The 15,614-nt window shown below is 47.3% G+C and carries 8 protein-coding genes and 1 tRNA gene; 6 read left to right on the top strand and 3 right to left on the bottom strand.

Annotated features, from left to right (window positions below; all coding sequences use genetic code 11):
- Positions 1–899 precede the first annotated feature (899 nt).
- From ACFQY8_RS01790 to htpX, 3 genes are all read left to right on the top strand, one after another.
- A complete protein-coding gene (locus tag ACFQY8_RS01790) occupies positions 900–2,768 on the top strand; it encodes a S1C family serine protease (RefSeq protein WP_377938019.1) in 1,869 nt (622 codons plus the stop codon).
- A gap of 212 nt (positions 2,769–2,980) precedes the next feature.
- Positions 2,981–4,399: an FAD-dependent oxidoreductase gene (locus ACFQY8_RS01785; protein WP_377938017.1), complete on the top strand. Its 1,419-nt coding sequence runs from the start codon at positions 2,981–2,983 to the stop codon at positions 4,397–4,399.
- Positions 4,400–5,347: a zinc metalloprotease HtpX gene (gene htpX / locus ACFQY8_RS01780; RefSeq protein WP_377938015.1), complete on the top strand. Its 948-nt coding sequence runs from the start codon at positions 4,400–4,402 to the stop codon at positions 5,345–5,347.
- Positions 5,348–5,349: 2 nt separating this feature from the next.
- Here htpX and ACFQY8_RS01775 read toward each other — a convergent pair whose 3' ends face one another.
- Complete coding sequence (locus ACFQY8_RS01775) at positions 5,350–6,126, bottom strand: hypothetical protein (protein ID WP_377938013.1); 777 nt, start codon at positions 6,124–6,126, stop codon at positions 5,350–5,352.
- A 146-nt stretch (positions 6,127–6,272) separates the two neighbouring features.
- Complete coding sequence (locus ACFQY8_RS01770; RefSeq protein WP_377938011.1) at positions 6,273–7,712, bottom strand: MFS transporter; 1,440 nt, start codon at positions 7,710–7,712, stop codon at positions 6,273–6,275.
- A 275-nt stretch (positions 7,713–7,987) separates the two neighbouring features.
- Between ACFQY8_RS01770 and ACFQY8_RS01765 the strand changes: the two genes are divergently transcribed.
- Both ACFQY8_RS01765 and ACFQY8_RS01760 read left to right on the top strand, forming a co-directional pair.
- Positions 7,988–8,058 (top strand) — tRNA-Gly (locus ACFQY8_RS01765).
- Positions 8,059–8,306: 248 nt separating this feature from the next.
- Complete coding sequence (locus ACFQY8_RS01760; protein WP_377938009.1) at positions 8,307–12,971, top strand: discoidin domain-containing protein; 4,665 nt, start codon at positions 8,307–8,309, stop codon at positions 12,969–12,971.
- Here ACFQY8_RS01760 and ACFQY8_RS01755 read toward each other — a convergent pair.
- Positions 12,968–13,438: an iron chaperone gene (locus ACFQY8_RS01755; RefSeq protein ID WP_377938007.1), complete on the bottom strand. Its 471-nt coding sequence runs from the start codon at positions 13,436–13,438 to the stop codon at positions 12,968–12,970. The genes ACFQY8_RS01760 and ACFQY8_RS01755 overlap by 4 nt on opposite strands.
- A 130-nt stretch (positions 13,439–13,568) precedes the next feature.
- On the opposite strand from ACFQY8_RS01755, the gene ACFQY8_RS01750 reads away from it, so the two are divergent.
- Entirely contained in the window at positions 13,569–15,614 is a 2,046-nt protein-coding gene (locus ACFQY8_RS01750) for a heavy metal translocating P-type ATPase (RefSeq protein ID WP_377938005.1), read from the top strand.

Below are 15,614 nucleotides of genomic sequence, written 5' to 3'. Positions count from 1 at the left end.
GTATAGCTACTGAAATCTACAGTATTGAGAGCAGAGGAATCAGCATGGCGAGGCTTTGTTGCATGAGTTTTTTCAAACTCGGCTGTAGGCGAATCGTCTGTAGGACGTAAATCTGCTACTTGAAGTTCGTCTAGCGTATCTATGTTTAACGCCTTTACTTGTGTGAATTCATCTGTAGTAGGCATGGATGACTGCGGGAACTCAGGGAAAGCTGCAAATGGTGCTGCAGGATTTGTAGATAGCGCCTCACGATTCTGCGATATGTCACGATAAATTTGAGGGAGCGTGTCTGAAGTCTTTAAGTTCTCCAAATCTGGCACATGCAGATTTAATGGTCTCGGACGGAACTGTTCTACATAGTCTCCGTGCGGGTCCGTGATTGTATGTGCATTGTCGTCTTTGGCAGGAGGGCGTCCCAAGATGTCGTCAATGACCTTGGAGTTATCGTGGTATGTAGGAAATTCTGCAGTTGCTGCGAGATCTTCATCATCACGCGAAGCAGGCTCATCCTGGACTGACTTCATAGGCCGCGAATTGTTGTGCCTCAAAGATGCCTTGGAAATGATGGCAAGAGTATCGGTAGTATTGAGGTTTTCATCAGTGTTTTCCGTGCTATCGCTCATAAAAGTAACTCTAATAGATAAGGTCGATTGAGCTGTGTAAATGGAGTGAGAGAAAAATGACGCTCCTAGCGGAAAGTATTTCCTTCTACCTTATGACTGTCCTGTTTCCCTTAGTTTTCAACAGTTCAATGGTTTCTCATATGATTAGCATAAAGAAAAAAGATAATTTCGAGAGCATTTTCAGCTTATTCTCAGATAAGTACGGTTGTCTTAAACGCAGAAATAAAGAATGTTCCACTCTTACGGTGACATTGACGTGATATTGAAGGAGGACACATGTCTTACGATGAGTCTAATCAACCAACTGAGCCAATAGAGCCAGTGAATGGTCCGCAGTCTGCATCGTCGTATCCTACGCAACCTTTACAGTCTATGCAGAATGCTCAGCCGGGTGCATCGCAACCTATGTCTGTCCCGTCTACGCAGCCGACTCAGCAATCTCCACAGTATGCTCAGGTACCGCAGAGCATGTACGGGAGTGCGTACAGTCAGCAGTCGCCGATGTACACGCCACGTGTAGTGTCGACTCCAGCACAACCTCCGGTATCTCAGGCACCTCAATCGCCGCAAGTGTCTGCTCAAGGCTATTCAACCCAGACTTACCCAACGCAATCCTATCCGACCCAGGCGTTCCAAGCTCAGCAGGCATCCCAAGTCCCACAGGCTTCTCAGATTCCTAGCCAGACACCTCAGTCGCAAACTGCACAGCCTCAAACTACTCAGCCTCAGTCTGCACGGCCAGGTGCACCGATGTACGATGCTGCGACGGCTAAAGCTCCACGTAACCACTTTGCAGATCCTGCAAATGCATATGGCACTCCAGCATCGGTCACTGCCGCCGGCATGGCGATCAATGCACAGTCTTTGAGTGCGTTGGATAAGAAGAACCGTCGCACGACAATTTGGACATCTCTCGGTGCGGCAGCTCTTGCGGCTTTGCTCGTGGCTGGTATCGGCGCGGCTGCCATTTCCAATGGTCTTCTCACAGTTCCAAGTTCGAGCTCGCTCAATTCCATCACATCCTCTACAGGCAGCGTCGGCACCACGTCAAGCTCTGCTTCTGGCGTGAATTGGACGAGCGTAGCAAAGAAAGTTTCCGCATCTGTTGTGTCTATTCAGGGTACGGTTTCAGGGGGGTCTGTCATCGGTTCAGGAGCGATCCTTGATAAGGATGGAAATATCATTATCAACAATCATGTGGTGTCTGGTGCTTCGAATCTTAAAGTAACCCTATCGAACGGCAATATCTACGACGCAAGCGTAGTGGGTACTGACCCAACGACAGATTTGGCTGTGATTAAACTCAAGAATGCTCCGAGCAACTTGACACCTGTAGAGTTTGCGAACTCAGATAATCTCGCTGTAGGCGAGTCTGTGATGGCTATCGGTAGTCCTCTTGGCTATGAGAATACTGCGACTACTGGTGTCGTATCCGCGCTTAACCGACCAGTTTCCGTGTCTGCAGAGGATTCCGATGCGACTACTGTAGTGACGAATGCTGTGCAGATTGATGCGTCTATTAACTCTGGTAACTCTGGTGGTCCTACCTTTAACTCTGACGGCAAACTCATTGGTATCAACTCGTCTATAGCTACAACCGGTTCTAGCTCCTCCTCGTCGAGTAATTCTGGATCTATCGGTATCGGTTTTGCAATTCCTGCAAACCTTGCACAATGGGTAACGAGCTCTATCATCAAAAATGGTAAAGCTACTCACGTAGCCCTCGGAGTGACAGTCAAGACCGCTACGGCTAAAACTTCTGACGGTACGACTCGTGCAGGTTCTCAGGTACAGTCTGTAGTTTCCGGCAGTGCTGCATCAGAAGCTGGACTCCAGCAAGGCGACACCATTGTGGCATATAACAAGCATTCTGTAGGCTCGAATGAGGCATTGCTCGGGTATGTACGAGCTACTCAAAAGGGCGAGACTGTGACGTTGACTGTCATCCGCGATGGTAAGACCATTGATTTGACGGTAAAGATGAACCATGAAGAGACGTCTTCGTCATCTAGCTCGTCGTCTAATAGTCAGAATCAGCAGAACAACGGAAATAACAACCGCAACGGTTTCGGTTCTAATGATGACGACAGTGATTCTGAGGATGAGTCCAATCCGTTTGAGCAGTTCTTTGGCGGGAATGACTAATCATGTGTGATTCTTAGGGTTTAAGTTAAAAGTAGGAATATCCTTTCGTGCACTAACTTTTCTTAAGCTCACTGCATACTGATTTTCCCTGCGCACTGGTTCTCCCTCGGTCTACCTCACTCACATCACTGTGTGAGTGAGGTTTTGCTTTAGATTTATAGGCTTGTTCTTATAAGCTAGAAAGTAGAAATTGTATTATCTGTGAGGTCTTTATGCGTGAATTTAAAGTTGCAGTCGTTGGTGCTGGCCCAGCGGGCGTATACGTTTCTGATATCCTTTTGCGCCAGATTCAGGCTCGCCGTGAAGAGCTTGGTTTGGGGTCTGATGCGACAGCGCATATTGATCTATTTGAGAAATTGCCGGTGCCTTTTGGTTTAGTGCGTTATGGCGTGGCTCCGGACCATCCTGCTATTAAGTACATCATTGGCGCGTTGGAAAAGACTCTCAACAACCCTCAGATTCGATTAATGGCGGATGTAGAGTTCGGTCGCGATATCACTCTTGACGATGTGAAATTACGATATGATGCCGTAATTTTTGCGACAGGTGCAGTTGATGATCGACCATTAACTATCCCCGGCTCTGATGCGAAGAATGTTTTTGGGGCGGCACGATTTGTGGAGTGGTATGACGGGTACCCTACGGTGTCGCCGCAGTGGCGTTTGGATGCAAAATCAGTGGCAGTTATAGGTGGTGGAAACGTGGCGATGGATGTGTCACGTTTACTCGTTCGCTATCCAGATGACTTGCTCCATACGGACATTCCGGACAATGTGTATGACGGTTTGGCTGCAAATAGTGCTGAAGACGTGCATGTCTTCGTTCGCCGCGATGTCACTCATGCAAAGTTCTCCGTTCAAGAATTGCGTGAACTTGAAGCTCTCTCACGGGTTCAGCTCATTACGTTTGCTGATGATTTCAGCGCTGATGTGCTGACGAAGGAGCATATGGCTAAGGCCGGTAAAGATAAACTCACACGCCAAATGGTTGACGAGCTACTCATGGTGCGTGATATGAGTGTAAAGATGAGTAATGGCACTGATTTTGAAGGAAACCCTGCTCAGCGTAAATTCTTCTTGCACTTTAACGCTAACCCAGTCGCTCTACTCAAATCTCGTGATGGCAGTGTTATTGCGGTCAAGGTTGAACGTACAGTAACGGACCCAGATGGAACGATGCGCGGTACTGGAAAGTACGAAGAAATCCCAGTCCAGGCTGTGTATCATGCTATCGGGTATAAGCCTGCTCAAATTCCTGGTATTCCGTACGATGAAGAGCGCTATACGCTAGATAACCTCGGCGGACGTATCACTGGCGAACGGTTCGTCTATGCGACAGGTTGGGCTAAGCGTGGCCCTGTAGGTTTGATTGGCTCTACAAAATCTGATGCATTAGAGACTGTGGAGAACCTACTTACCGATTGGGCAGCTTCTTCATCTCGCGGTCGCATCGCCCCATATCCTGACAATGACATCGCACAATTACTCGCAGACCGTGGCGTACAGCCATTAGATTATGCAGCGTGGCAACGAGTGGACGCCTACGAGCGCGAGCTCGGTGCGAAGACAAACCGCGAGCATATCAAGGTCATCGATGAAGAGCAACTTCGTACCATTGCGCGAGGTGAGTAAATGAAGATTCATGGGCATGCAAACGGCTTAAAAACCACTCTGCTTTTCGGTATCATGTGGGCCATCATCATTCTCATATGGTACGCGACTGGCGCGCGCTACAATACGCTAGGAATTTATGTGGTTATCGCTGTGGTGATGACATTTGGTAGTTATTGGTTCTCTGACAAACTCTCCCTCGCCTCGATACAGGCGCAAGCAGTTACCGAAGAGCAAGCCCCACAGCTTTATCGCATCGTTCGAGAGCTTTCCAGCAAGGCAGGAAAACCAATGCCACGCATTTACATCGCGCCAACTATGAGTCCGAATGCGTTTGCGACGGGGCGCAATGAGCATCATGCGGCGGTGTGCTGCACGCAGGGCATCATGGAATTGCTTGATGAGAGGGAGTTGCGCGGTGTACTAGGACACGAGCTTATGCACGTGTACAACCACGACATTTTGACCTCATCTATTGCCTCAGCGATGTCTATGGTCATTACGTATTTAGGCTACTCATTGCGATACTTTGGTGGAAGTTTGAGTGAGCGTGAGCGAGACGACCGAAATTCTGGCGCGTTAGGAGCCATCGGAGCTCTCCTCGCGATGATTTTAGCGCCAGTTGGTGCTTCGCTTGTACAGATGGCTATCTCGCGTACGCGCGAATTTGATGCCGATGAGGATGGATCGATACTGAGTGAGGACCCTATGGCATTAGCATCGGCTCTTCACAAAATCGAAAGTGGCGTACAGTCTATGCCGCTTCGCAAAACGAATGCTACGCAGAACATCTCTGCTGTGATGATTTCCTCACCTTTCCGTATGGAAGACGTCAATAAGCTTTTTTCTACGCATCCACCTACACAGCAGCGTATTCAGCGTTTGCAGGAGCTTGCGCAACAGTTAGGACAAAGCGCCCAAGTGTCAGATGTGTCTACTGATTTTGATGAAGAGCCATACATGCAGTAAGGCTAGCCTTTCCTGTGTAAAGCCTTTCCTTGGAGGAAACAACCATAGAGTGAATCCTGCGGAACTCGACGCATGAGTTCTCCAAACCCAGCGCTTACTGTGCCGAGAGCTGCGAAGATGGAGAAATATCCAAAGCCTAAGCCAGTCAGATGGAAGGCATTCGTGATGGATGGGCTTGCGAGGATGACGGGAATCCATGTAAGAATCCACCAAATATTGATTCCATAGAGAAGTGTGCTGAAGTACGGTATAAAGATAGCCAAAATAGTCCATAAAAGCGTGATGACAAAACCTATTCCTAAACCGTTATGATGATTCATCATCACTCCTGCTATTACTGCTGGTAGAACCCATAGGACAAGTAGCGCTCCTAAACCAATCACGGTACCTTTGTATGGTTTCCACCATCGCATGGGTGGTGTACCAGATTTATACTGTCGATTCACGATGAGATGAGTGAAACTGCCAAGGAGATTGCCGATGAATGCGGCGCCGACGATGGTGCCGACCGATGTAAAGGACAACGAGCTTGGCCACGCAAACGGTGCGGCAACGCTACCAATAAAAGCTGCAGGAATCCAGATAATGTGCGCGCCGTGACGTAGACCGTCCGTGCTGGAGTAGAGGAGCGTAACGATAAGCGCTGCGAAGTACCACCACAGTGCGGCAGTAAGGTTATCGTGCAAGAGGAAAAGGCTGAGAATCGGAACGGTGCCTAAGATGAGAGCGTAAATTAGCACAGAAACTAGAGCCCGAGGATTTATCGTAAAATACGTCATTATTTCCTCTTTCCTCATTAAAAGCGGAAAAATTTTGTATCTCCATTTTACTCTTCATCTGATACTTCGTTGCTTTGCAAAAGGAACTTTATAAAAGTTTAAGGTGCGTCCCGCACCTTTGCAGGACACACCCTATCTTATCATTTTTATTCTTCTGTAATCGTTTCTAGAACTTTTTTCTCATTATATGTGAAGAATATGATTCCTCCTATGAGGCATAGACCGGCTGCCACGAGTGCAGTGAGTCGGTATCCCGCGCTCGCAGAGCCAAACAATGCGAGAGAGGTAAACAGGACCATCGCTACGGACTGCCCAAGTTTCATGCTGAATGTGCGTGCTGCGTAGAACATGCCTTCGCGATTCTCTCCGGTTTTAATAGAATCGCTCTGTGCAATGTCGGCGAGTACAGCCTGAGGCAGAATGCCAAGGATAGCCATAGGGATTGCGGCGAGGAACACCATAACGACCGCCCAGACAATTCCTGGAATTCCAAACTTTCCAGATTGACTCGTCATGACAAAGCCAAGCACAAAAATCATAAATGCTGTGGCCACGAGTGGCTTCTTGCCTACCTTTTTCGCCACAATATTGACCACAGGATAGCACAGAAGACTCAAAGCCGTCATGCTCGCAAAGAAGACGAAGGCCATGGAGTCGTTGAATCCCATGAGCTTGGTGATATAGAAAGGCATGCCTGTCTGGAACATGGTCAAGCCAATCCAGTATAGAACGTCAGAACAAATGAAAATCTGAAAATCATGATTGGTAAATGTCTTGGACAGAGACTCCCATACGCCAATAGTACTTGGCTCCATCTTCGCGTATTTCTTCTCATCGATAGTAAAAGTTGGCACAAGCATGCAGATAATGGCGATGAAACTGAGAATTCCTACAGTAATGCGGAATGAACTGGCATATCCCAAGAAAGCAGGTAAAAGTCCTGCGATGTTTGGTACAAGATACGCTACCGCAGTTCCAATAAAGAAGGTCGTGGAGATGCTTGTCGATACGTTGATACGCAGCTCCTGTGTGCGTCCGAGCTCTGGAATTAACGCATTAAATGGCGTGCAATAGCATGTCATGCAGAAGTAAAACGCGAGGACAAGGATGAAAAGCACAGCGTCATTCCATATGGATTGATGGTTGACGGGAGAAATGAAAACGAGTGTCGTGATAACTCCAAATGGAACGGCTGCATAACGCATGAAAGGCATGCGCCGACCCAGCGGGTGCTTGCATGAGTCGGATTTTGCGCCAATCCATGGGTCTAAGAAAGCATCGATGAGTCTGCCACTTGCCGTGATGACGCCAATCATGGTTAAACCGAGTACGATGGCACCTTGGGTGATAAAGACTGGCAATCCTTTTGCTTGCAAAACATCACTTGGCTGGTAGTAGTAAACCAGCCAGTTTGAGATAATTCCGGACAAAATCGCCCAGCCGAGTTGACCAGTGGCAAACAGCCACATGATTTTCGGCGTGGCGAGTTCTTTTGTATCTTTTGATGTGTTTGATGTTTTTGACATTTCGTCTTGTACACCGTCCATGCTGACGGTGTGCAATTCACTGCTTTTTCGCATTTCCATGAGCAGATCCTTTCCTCCATTTTGAGCCGATGGCAACGTTGCCATTTACTCAACACTTTTCGAGTGTATCACTAAAATTGAAGAGTTTATGACACAAATTTTGTAGAAAAGAGAAAAATATAGGAGAAGCGATGAATGGCTATGTATAGCCATTCATCGATGACAAGCGGTGTGTGGCTACGGACCAAGTTAAGTGCTACACTAGTCGAAGTGCGCTTTTGTGACTCCTTAAATTGTGAGAAGCAAAGTCTTCGCAGAGAAGTTAAAGCACTCATGCGAATGTAGTTCATCGGTAGAATGGAAGCTTCCCAAGCTTCAGAGGCGGGTTCGACTCCCGTCATTCGCTCTCGAGGGTTTCTTTTATTTCATGCATTTTCATTTGTGATGAGCTATGGGTATGCTGTTGAACTGAATTGTCTGGACCGGTAGCGGTGTGAGCAAAATTTGATGTTGTGTGAAGCATAGAGTAAAATTTGGTATATCCAGAATGTTAGCGTAAACATTTTGGAGTATATTCTCAGTCTCTTTGAGGATATAGAGAACGAAGAAGTTCACTATAAAAGAATATTGAAGGGATTAATGAGGGAAGTTCCTATGAAGTTCATTGAAAAACACCTGAAAATGGGTAAGTATTTAGCGGTTTCTATGGTTGCAATAGCCGTACTCTTTTCTGGAATAATGCCATCATCTCTACGTAGTGCTTTTGCTGCAGAGAAAGATGATAACGTAACCATAGTGACGCCAAATCCGTGGTATTATCACGATGATTTCGAAGGTTGGGGCACGTCATTAGCATGGCTAGCGAACGCAACGGGTTCTTATGGCGAGCAGGGGTCTATAAAGACTTCAAGTGGTGATGCTGCAGCAGATAAGCAGGCGCTTGCCTATGGTAAGCAGCTTCGTGAAGACTTTTATAAGGCTATTTTTAGTAGTGATGGCTTGAACCTTAATATGGCACGTTACAACATCGGAGGTGGAAACGCCTCAGATGTGGCATATGGGTATCCGTTTATGCGTCAAGGTGCTGCTGTACCAGGATATTGGGCCGATGATATAGATGGGAGCGCAGGCATCTATGGAAAAGATGTAGATGGTCATGCAATTACTTCGCGGCAGTCAGATAAAACAAAACTTGATAAGGCTTTCGACCCAACAAAAGATGCACATTATGATTGGTCAAAAGGTGCATCTCAAGAGTGGTGGCTCAAACATGGTATCGAAACAGGAGACATTGATCAGGTAGAGACTTTTGCTAATTCGGCTCCATGGTTTATGACTACGAGTGGATACGTCATGGGTGGCACGGATTCAAACGCAAATAATCTGAGTGATCCAGAAAAATTCGCGCAATACCTTGTAACAGTGACGAATTACTTGGAAAGGAAATACAATTTCACGGTTTCCACGATTGAGGGCATGAATGAATCGGAGACGAATTACTGGGGAGCGCCAAGTAAGCGAGCAACGCTTGATTTAAGTAATCCAGACAAATCCGGAATGACTCGTGAACTCCTTAATTACTATTGGACAAAGTATTATGCAGATAAAGATAAGGGTGTCACTCCATATAGCAAAGATGTGAAAAAGCCTCAAGAAGGTATGCATATCGATAATGCGCAGCAGCAGAAGCTTATACTGGCACTGAAACAAGCTCTTGCAGCTAGTGGCAATGACCACACACGTATCGCTGCTACTGATGCAACAGATTCTGGACATCTCGTTGATTCGTATAACAAATACTCCCAAGATGTGAAGAATTCAGTGGAGCAGTTAAACACACATTCTTATGGAACGACGAATCAGCGTGTAGTGCGAGATATTGCACAAGGCTCAGCAACGAAACTATCTATGAGCGAAGTAGATGGATCGTGGCAGTCAGGTGGATTTGATCCGTTTAACGCGAATTTCTCAAATGGATTAGGAATGGCAGGCAAAATCAATAGCGACGTGTATGCGTTGCAATCAAAAGATTTTACATTCTGGCAGGTAGTTGAAGACCTATACAATATGTCCACTGGATCATCTGATATTAATGGAAATGTAGCAAAGATTAAAGGAGAAAACACTAACTGGGGAACCGTTCTCATCGACTTTGACTGCACAGTCGCAGGCAAAGACGGCAAACTTTACTCTGAACGTACATGGCTAAACAATGGAAAGAGCACTCAAGGCATAGCGCCATGCACTGTTTTGGCAAATTCAAAGTATAACGCCGTACGTGCGTATACTAAATTTATCCACAAAGGAGACAAAGTCATCACTAATAGCTCTACAGCGGATAACTTTACGGCGACGTCCAAAGATGGAAAGACGCAAACCCTCATCCACCGCAATACTTCTGACCATACACAGACTCTAGTCATTGACTTATCACGCTATGGAAATATTGCTCAGAATGCTTCTGGTACAGCGTACTTGACTACTGCGCCACGCGCACTTGACTCGCAATTAGGGGCGACGATTTCGTATCTCAATAAATTCAGCAATATCAAGCAGCCAAGTAATGCTGTAGTAATTGATGCGAAGAACAAGACTGCTACAGTCACCATTCCGGCGAAATCTATTATGTCGATTCAGCTCAGTGGGATTAGTGGAGCCGCACAGGAAGCGGCGGCAGTCCACGATAATGAGTTCTATCAAATTATTGGCAAACAGTCTGGGTTGGCCGTATCACGCATTGCTCAAGGAGATTCTGCTCTTTCGCTTAGCCAGCCTGCGGCCGAGAGTGCATCAGCGAAGAATCAGATATGGAAGTTCACGCCTGCAGATGCGACTTCAGCTGTGCGCTCTAGTCTTCGCGTTTATAAGCTGAGCGCTCCAGATGGACGAGTTCTTGTACAGCGTGGTGAAACTAATGCATTAGCTGATCCAGATAGCGCGGAGGCACGCTCATCTGCAGCACATTGGATACTCAATACAGAGAATGGGTCTGAATGGCAGATAGTCAATGCATTAGTAAACAGCCATGCGCGCCAAGCTCTTGATGTAGATGGTTCTAAGTCTTCACCGGGGACGAAAGTTGGGCTGTGGTTGTCATCTGCAGCAGACAATCAGACCTTTACTTTCCGCTCTATTAAACCGATTGGTACAAAAAGTGTCTCTCTTCAGACTGCACAAGGAGTAGTGCCAAAGTCACTTGTACATACAATCACGCCGCAGTACTCATGGGGATATGGGAATCCTGCTCACGTCACATGGGATAGTGCGTCGATTGCTCGTGATGTACAGCAGCAAGGAACATATACTATTAATGGTACTGCTATAAATGAATTTGGTATTGAATTTCCTGTTCACGCTACATTGTATGTGGGAGATTTCACTGTTGTGGATCCTACTTCAGTGACGGTTTTGCCCCATACGTCAATGTCTGTGCTTGTCGGCGAAGTGTCACGGCGGCCTATCTATGCGCATGTGAGAGCATCTGAACCTATTGAGATTGCGCGAGACAAGGTTAACTGGAATTATGCTGGTGTAGAAGCTAAACTTGCCTCTGCAAAGTCAGGAGATGTTATCGTTGTTTCTGGTTATGTCGAGCTTAATGGTCAGAAACTTACAACGCAACTTCGCGTTTATGTTATGGATGCTATCCCCGTCAATGTGGCTGATACGCAGACAAATGTGAGTGTCAATGTGCAGCAACAGCAATATGGCAAGGCGCTTAATTGGAATAAACTTACTGATGGCGACACTCATACTGAAGCATGGGTCACATGGGGAGAGACTACTCCTGAAGCACGAACTCCAGAAGCGCTTATTGACTTTGGTGACCAATCGCGAGAAGTGTTCAGCGCATCTATCACATATTTGGATCAGACTCCTGCATCAGTTTATGCACAATATACGAGTGATGGTGTCACTTGGCTCCCGTTTGGTACTCAGATTAATGCTCCAACGGGTAAGGTGACCTTCCAATCGTCGGATAGAACTCCTGTGCAAGCACGCCAAATTCGCATTGTGAATTCTGCTCCAGATGGGACATTTATGAACGCATCTGAAATTGAGGTTCTAGCAACTCCGACAGTTTCCTCTCCTCATAATATTGCTTCGACAGCTGGCACTCATTTCTCTGTAAATGTTCAGGAGGGTGATACTGGCTCTAAGGCAATTGACGGTGATGTGACAGCAAAAGGATGGAGCACATGGGGTACATCATCAGCCGAGAATCCTGTAGCAACTTTCACTTTTGACCAGCCGCAAAACATCACTGAGGTAAAGACTATTTTCTATCGCGATGGACGCGCGTCGTGGCCGAAGAGCCAGACACTTGAATATCAAGATGAGAATGATCAATGGAAGACTGTAGGGTCAAAAGATGGCTGGTATGTCCAGCCACATGCGGATGAAGATTCATCAACTGATGTGGATACGCCAACTGTCTCTTTCCAGCTCTCTCATCCAGTAACTGCTAAAGCAGTTCGTATCACAAACGTACTGCAGGATACGGGAGTTTACATCAACGTGGCGGAAATTCAAGTGTTCTCACGCGGAGGTCTGGCGCATCCTCGCCAAGCATCGGACGCATCGCTTGCAGACTTGCGAGTGGATGGTCAAACTATTCATGGTTTTGATTCGACGGTGAAGGATTATACGCTTACAGTACCAGCAGGCAAAGGTATCCCCGTCATTCAGGCGTTTGCGGCAGACGCGGTAGCTCGCGTGAAAGTTGAGAACAGTGCCTTTAGCGATGACTCGATAGTGGCAGCTGTGGTGCGGGTTACGTCCGCTGACGGTAAGAAGAACGAAACGTATACTGTTCGGATTCTAACGCCATCAGTGCAGCTCAACAAATCTACTGTACGACGCGGAGAAAAGATTCATACGACGGTCACTCATCTTATCCCAGGTAAAAAGTACTCGTTGTGGTTGCATTCGACTCCGCAACATCTCATGGATGTGACGTCTGACGATACAGGTACAGCGCAAGTAGGCATCACCGTACCTGCAGGTGCGCAAGTGGGTAATCATTCGGTTGCTCTTACTGCAAATGGGGGCATGACAGTACTTGCTCAAGCTTATCTTTCGATAATTGAGGAAACTCAGGTTACTCCTATTATGCAGAACTCTTCGAGCAAACCTGGAGCTTATCAAGAAACGAAGCGACAGAACACTAAGAATCTGTCTAAGAATTCTAAGAATTCTGACAGAGTTCTCTCATCGACTGGTGCTCAGGTTAGCGGTGTACTTGGTATCGCCTTGTGTGCGCTCGCGGTGGGAGGTGTCTTGAGCGTCCGCCGTTTGCGTAAACACGTACGCGACTAATTCTCAAGATTTGCTGTAATGATTTCCTTTGGCATCCAGTATGCTGTGACGTTCTTTTTGAGCGTCATCTGCAGCTGGATGCTTTCTTCTAGAAGGTCGAAGGGGAGTGGCTTGTCAATTGGCAAATTTACAAGTTTCTTTGTGCACCTGTAGCCGCGCTCGGTGAATGTGGAGCGGAGCTTTTCCTGCACAACCTGCTCTCCGGTGAAGCATAAATGTTTAGAGGCTGCGCTAAATCCGACGATAAAAGTGCCGTGGTGAGTGAACATCGGTTGATTCCACGCAATGCGTGTATCGAGTTCAGGGTGGTTGGTACAGATCCACTCCAGAGCCTCACGTAGGTGTTCGCGGGCTGTTTCGGGCACGCGTGGCCCTACGAGGTAGTCTTTAAACTCTCGCGGCAGACTGTGAGACAGAAAACTTTGAGATAATAGCGGTTTCTGCGACTGTGTGCACGGCTGTGTCATGGGTAATTTTCTTTCTTGATTTCTTGACTTCTCGTTTTTCGATAATGTTTCACGTGAAACATGTCACATATCATTACGATTTACAGTAGTTATGAAATGCTAATTGTTGCTCAAGTCTATTATGGAAGGCATGAAGAAGCAAAGTAGGTTGTGGGCTGCTGTGTGGGGTAGCGTGCATGATGTTCCGATGTTATTTGTCACTCTTGCTGTCCTGATTCCATTAGTTATTTTAAGTATGCCATCCATGAAGGCGTATGCGTGGTTGCGGCTATGGATTGTGGCTGTTCTTGTGCTCGTTACGGTCATTGATACGGTTCGCGGGATGATTGAGGATATCAAGCATGGGCATGTAGGGTTAGATGTCCTCGCTGTTGTAGCGATTCTTTCTACGCTTGCTGTAGGAGAATTTTGGGCATCATGGACCGTAGTTCTCATGGTGTACTCCGGTGCGGCAATTGAAGCATATGCGCAGTCTTCTGCAGAACGGAATCTTACGGTGCTCTTGTCGGCTGCTCCACGAGTTGCACATCTCGTTATCGGGGCAGATAAAGAGGGCTTTGGTGGGACGCTGCGCGATATTGCCGCAGATGATGTCAAAATCATGGATACTGTACTTATCAAGCCGGGTGAAACTGTTCCTGTAGACGGCGTGGTATTAAGCAAGAGCGCAACGGTTGATCTTTCTATGATTAACGGCGAACCGCTTCCTCAGACTATTTTGAATGCTCAACGTATTCCATCTGGCGCTGTCAATGGTTCCCAAAGTTTTACTCTTCGCGCGACAGCTGCCGCAGCAGATTCGCAGTATCAGCGCATTTTGACTTTAATAAAATCTGCACAAGACTCTCGTCCACGCACTGTCCGCACTGCTGATTTGCTTGCTGTTCCCTTCACTGTGATAGCGTTTGCAATTGCTGGAATTGCATGGTTCATCTCCGGCACGCCACTACGATTTGCACAGGTTCTAGTGCTTGCTACACCGTGCCCACTTCTTATTGCAGCTCCTGTCGCGTATCTTGGAGGAACATCTCGTCTTGCTGCTTCAGGAGTACTTATTAAGGGGCAAGAAATTCTCGAGCAGCTTACGAGGGTTAAACGTGTGTTCTTTGACAAGACAGGTACTTTGACAGTCAAACAGCCACAGGTCGTCCGCGTAGAGCGGTCTGCCAGTGAGGATGCGCGTCATTGGGATTTTGTGTCAGATGACATGCTTGTCAGTGCGGCGGGAATCGTTGAGTCGTATTCTATTCACATTCTTGCGCAGGGTATAGCACGTGCGGGGAAGAAAGCGCGCGCGAAGGTGAGCGATGAGCAGCGAGCCCAGTTTGATGTCGATGATGTGTCACACGTAGTAGAGCGCAGTGGTTTGGGAATTACCGCGGAAGTTGCGGGACACATCATGAAAGTTGGGCGTTTTGCCTTCGTGGATGACGATGAACCTGGGGAGGGTTTTACTAAGCCTCATGCATTCTCCAGTGCTGCTATGCGGCGTGGAGTGCTACCAGACTCAGCGAAGACGCAGGCCGAGGCAGCTCAAGCGAGCGATTTCTTTGGAGAGCTTGAATCGTCATCCATGGCAGCATACATTTCTCTCGACGGAGACGTCGTGGCGCGATTTATCTTGCGGGATGTGCCGCGTGAGAATGCTGCTGAAACTGTCGCTCAGCTGAAGTCAATGGGTATCGAACATGTGGCTATGCTGACGGGTGATACGCAGGATTCTGCATACCGTATCGCCTCTGAAGTGGGAATATCGCAGGAAGATGTTTACTCGAAACTGCTTCCTGAGAATAAGCAACGTATCTTGCATAATATCCGCAAAAAGACAGGGGATATTACGATGATGGCTGGTGACGGTGTCAACGATGCACCAGTGCTTGCTGCGGCAGATATCGGCGTAGCTATTACGGATGGGTCGTCATCCGCGGCATCAGAAACTGCTCACATGGTCATTATGAATGACGATATTAGTCGAATTCCACGTGCTATTCGCATTGCTCATCGCACTCGTCGGGTTATGTTTGAGTCCGTGCTTTTAGGCTTGGGTTTGGCAATTATTGGCATGATTGTGGCAGCTTTCGGCGTTATCCCAGCTGTAGTCGGAGCTTTTGGGCAAGAAGCTATCGACGTGATATCTATTCTCTGGGCGCTGAACGCTGTACGCGACACGAAGTAG

This window comes from Alloscardovia venturai, assembly GCF_042676605.1.
Taxonomy (GTDB): Bacteria; Actinomycetota; Actinomycetes; order Actinomycetales; family Bifidobacteriaceae; genus Alloscardovia; species Alloscardovia venturai.
This window is presented reverse-complemented; position numbering and strand designations above follow the sequence as displayed.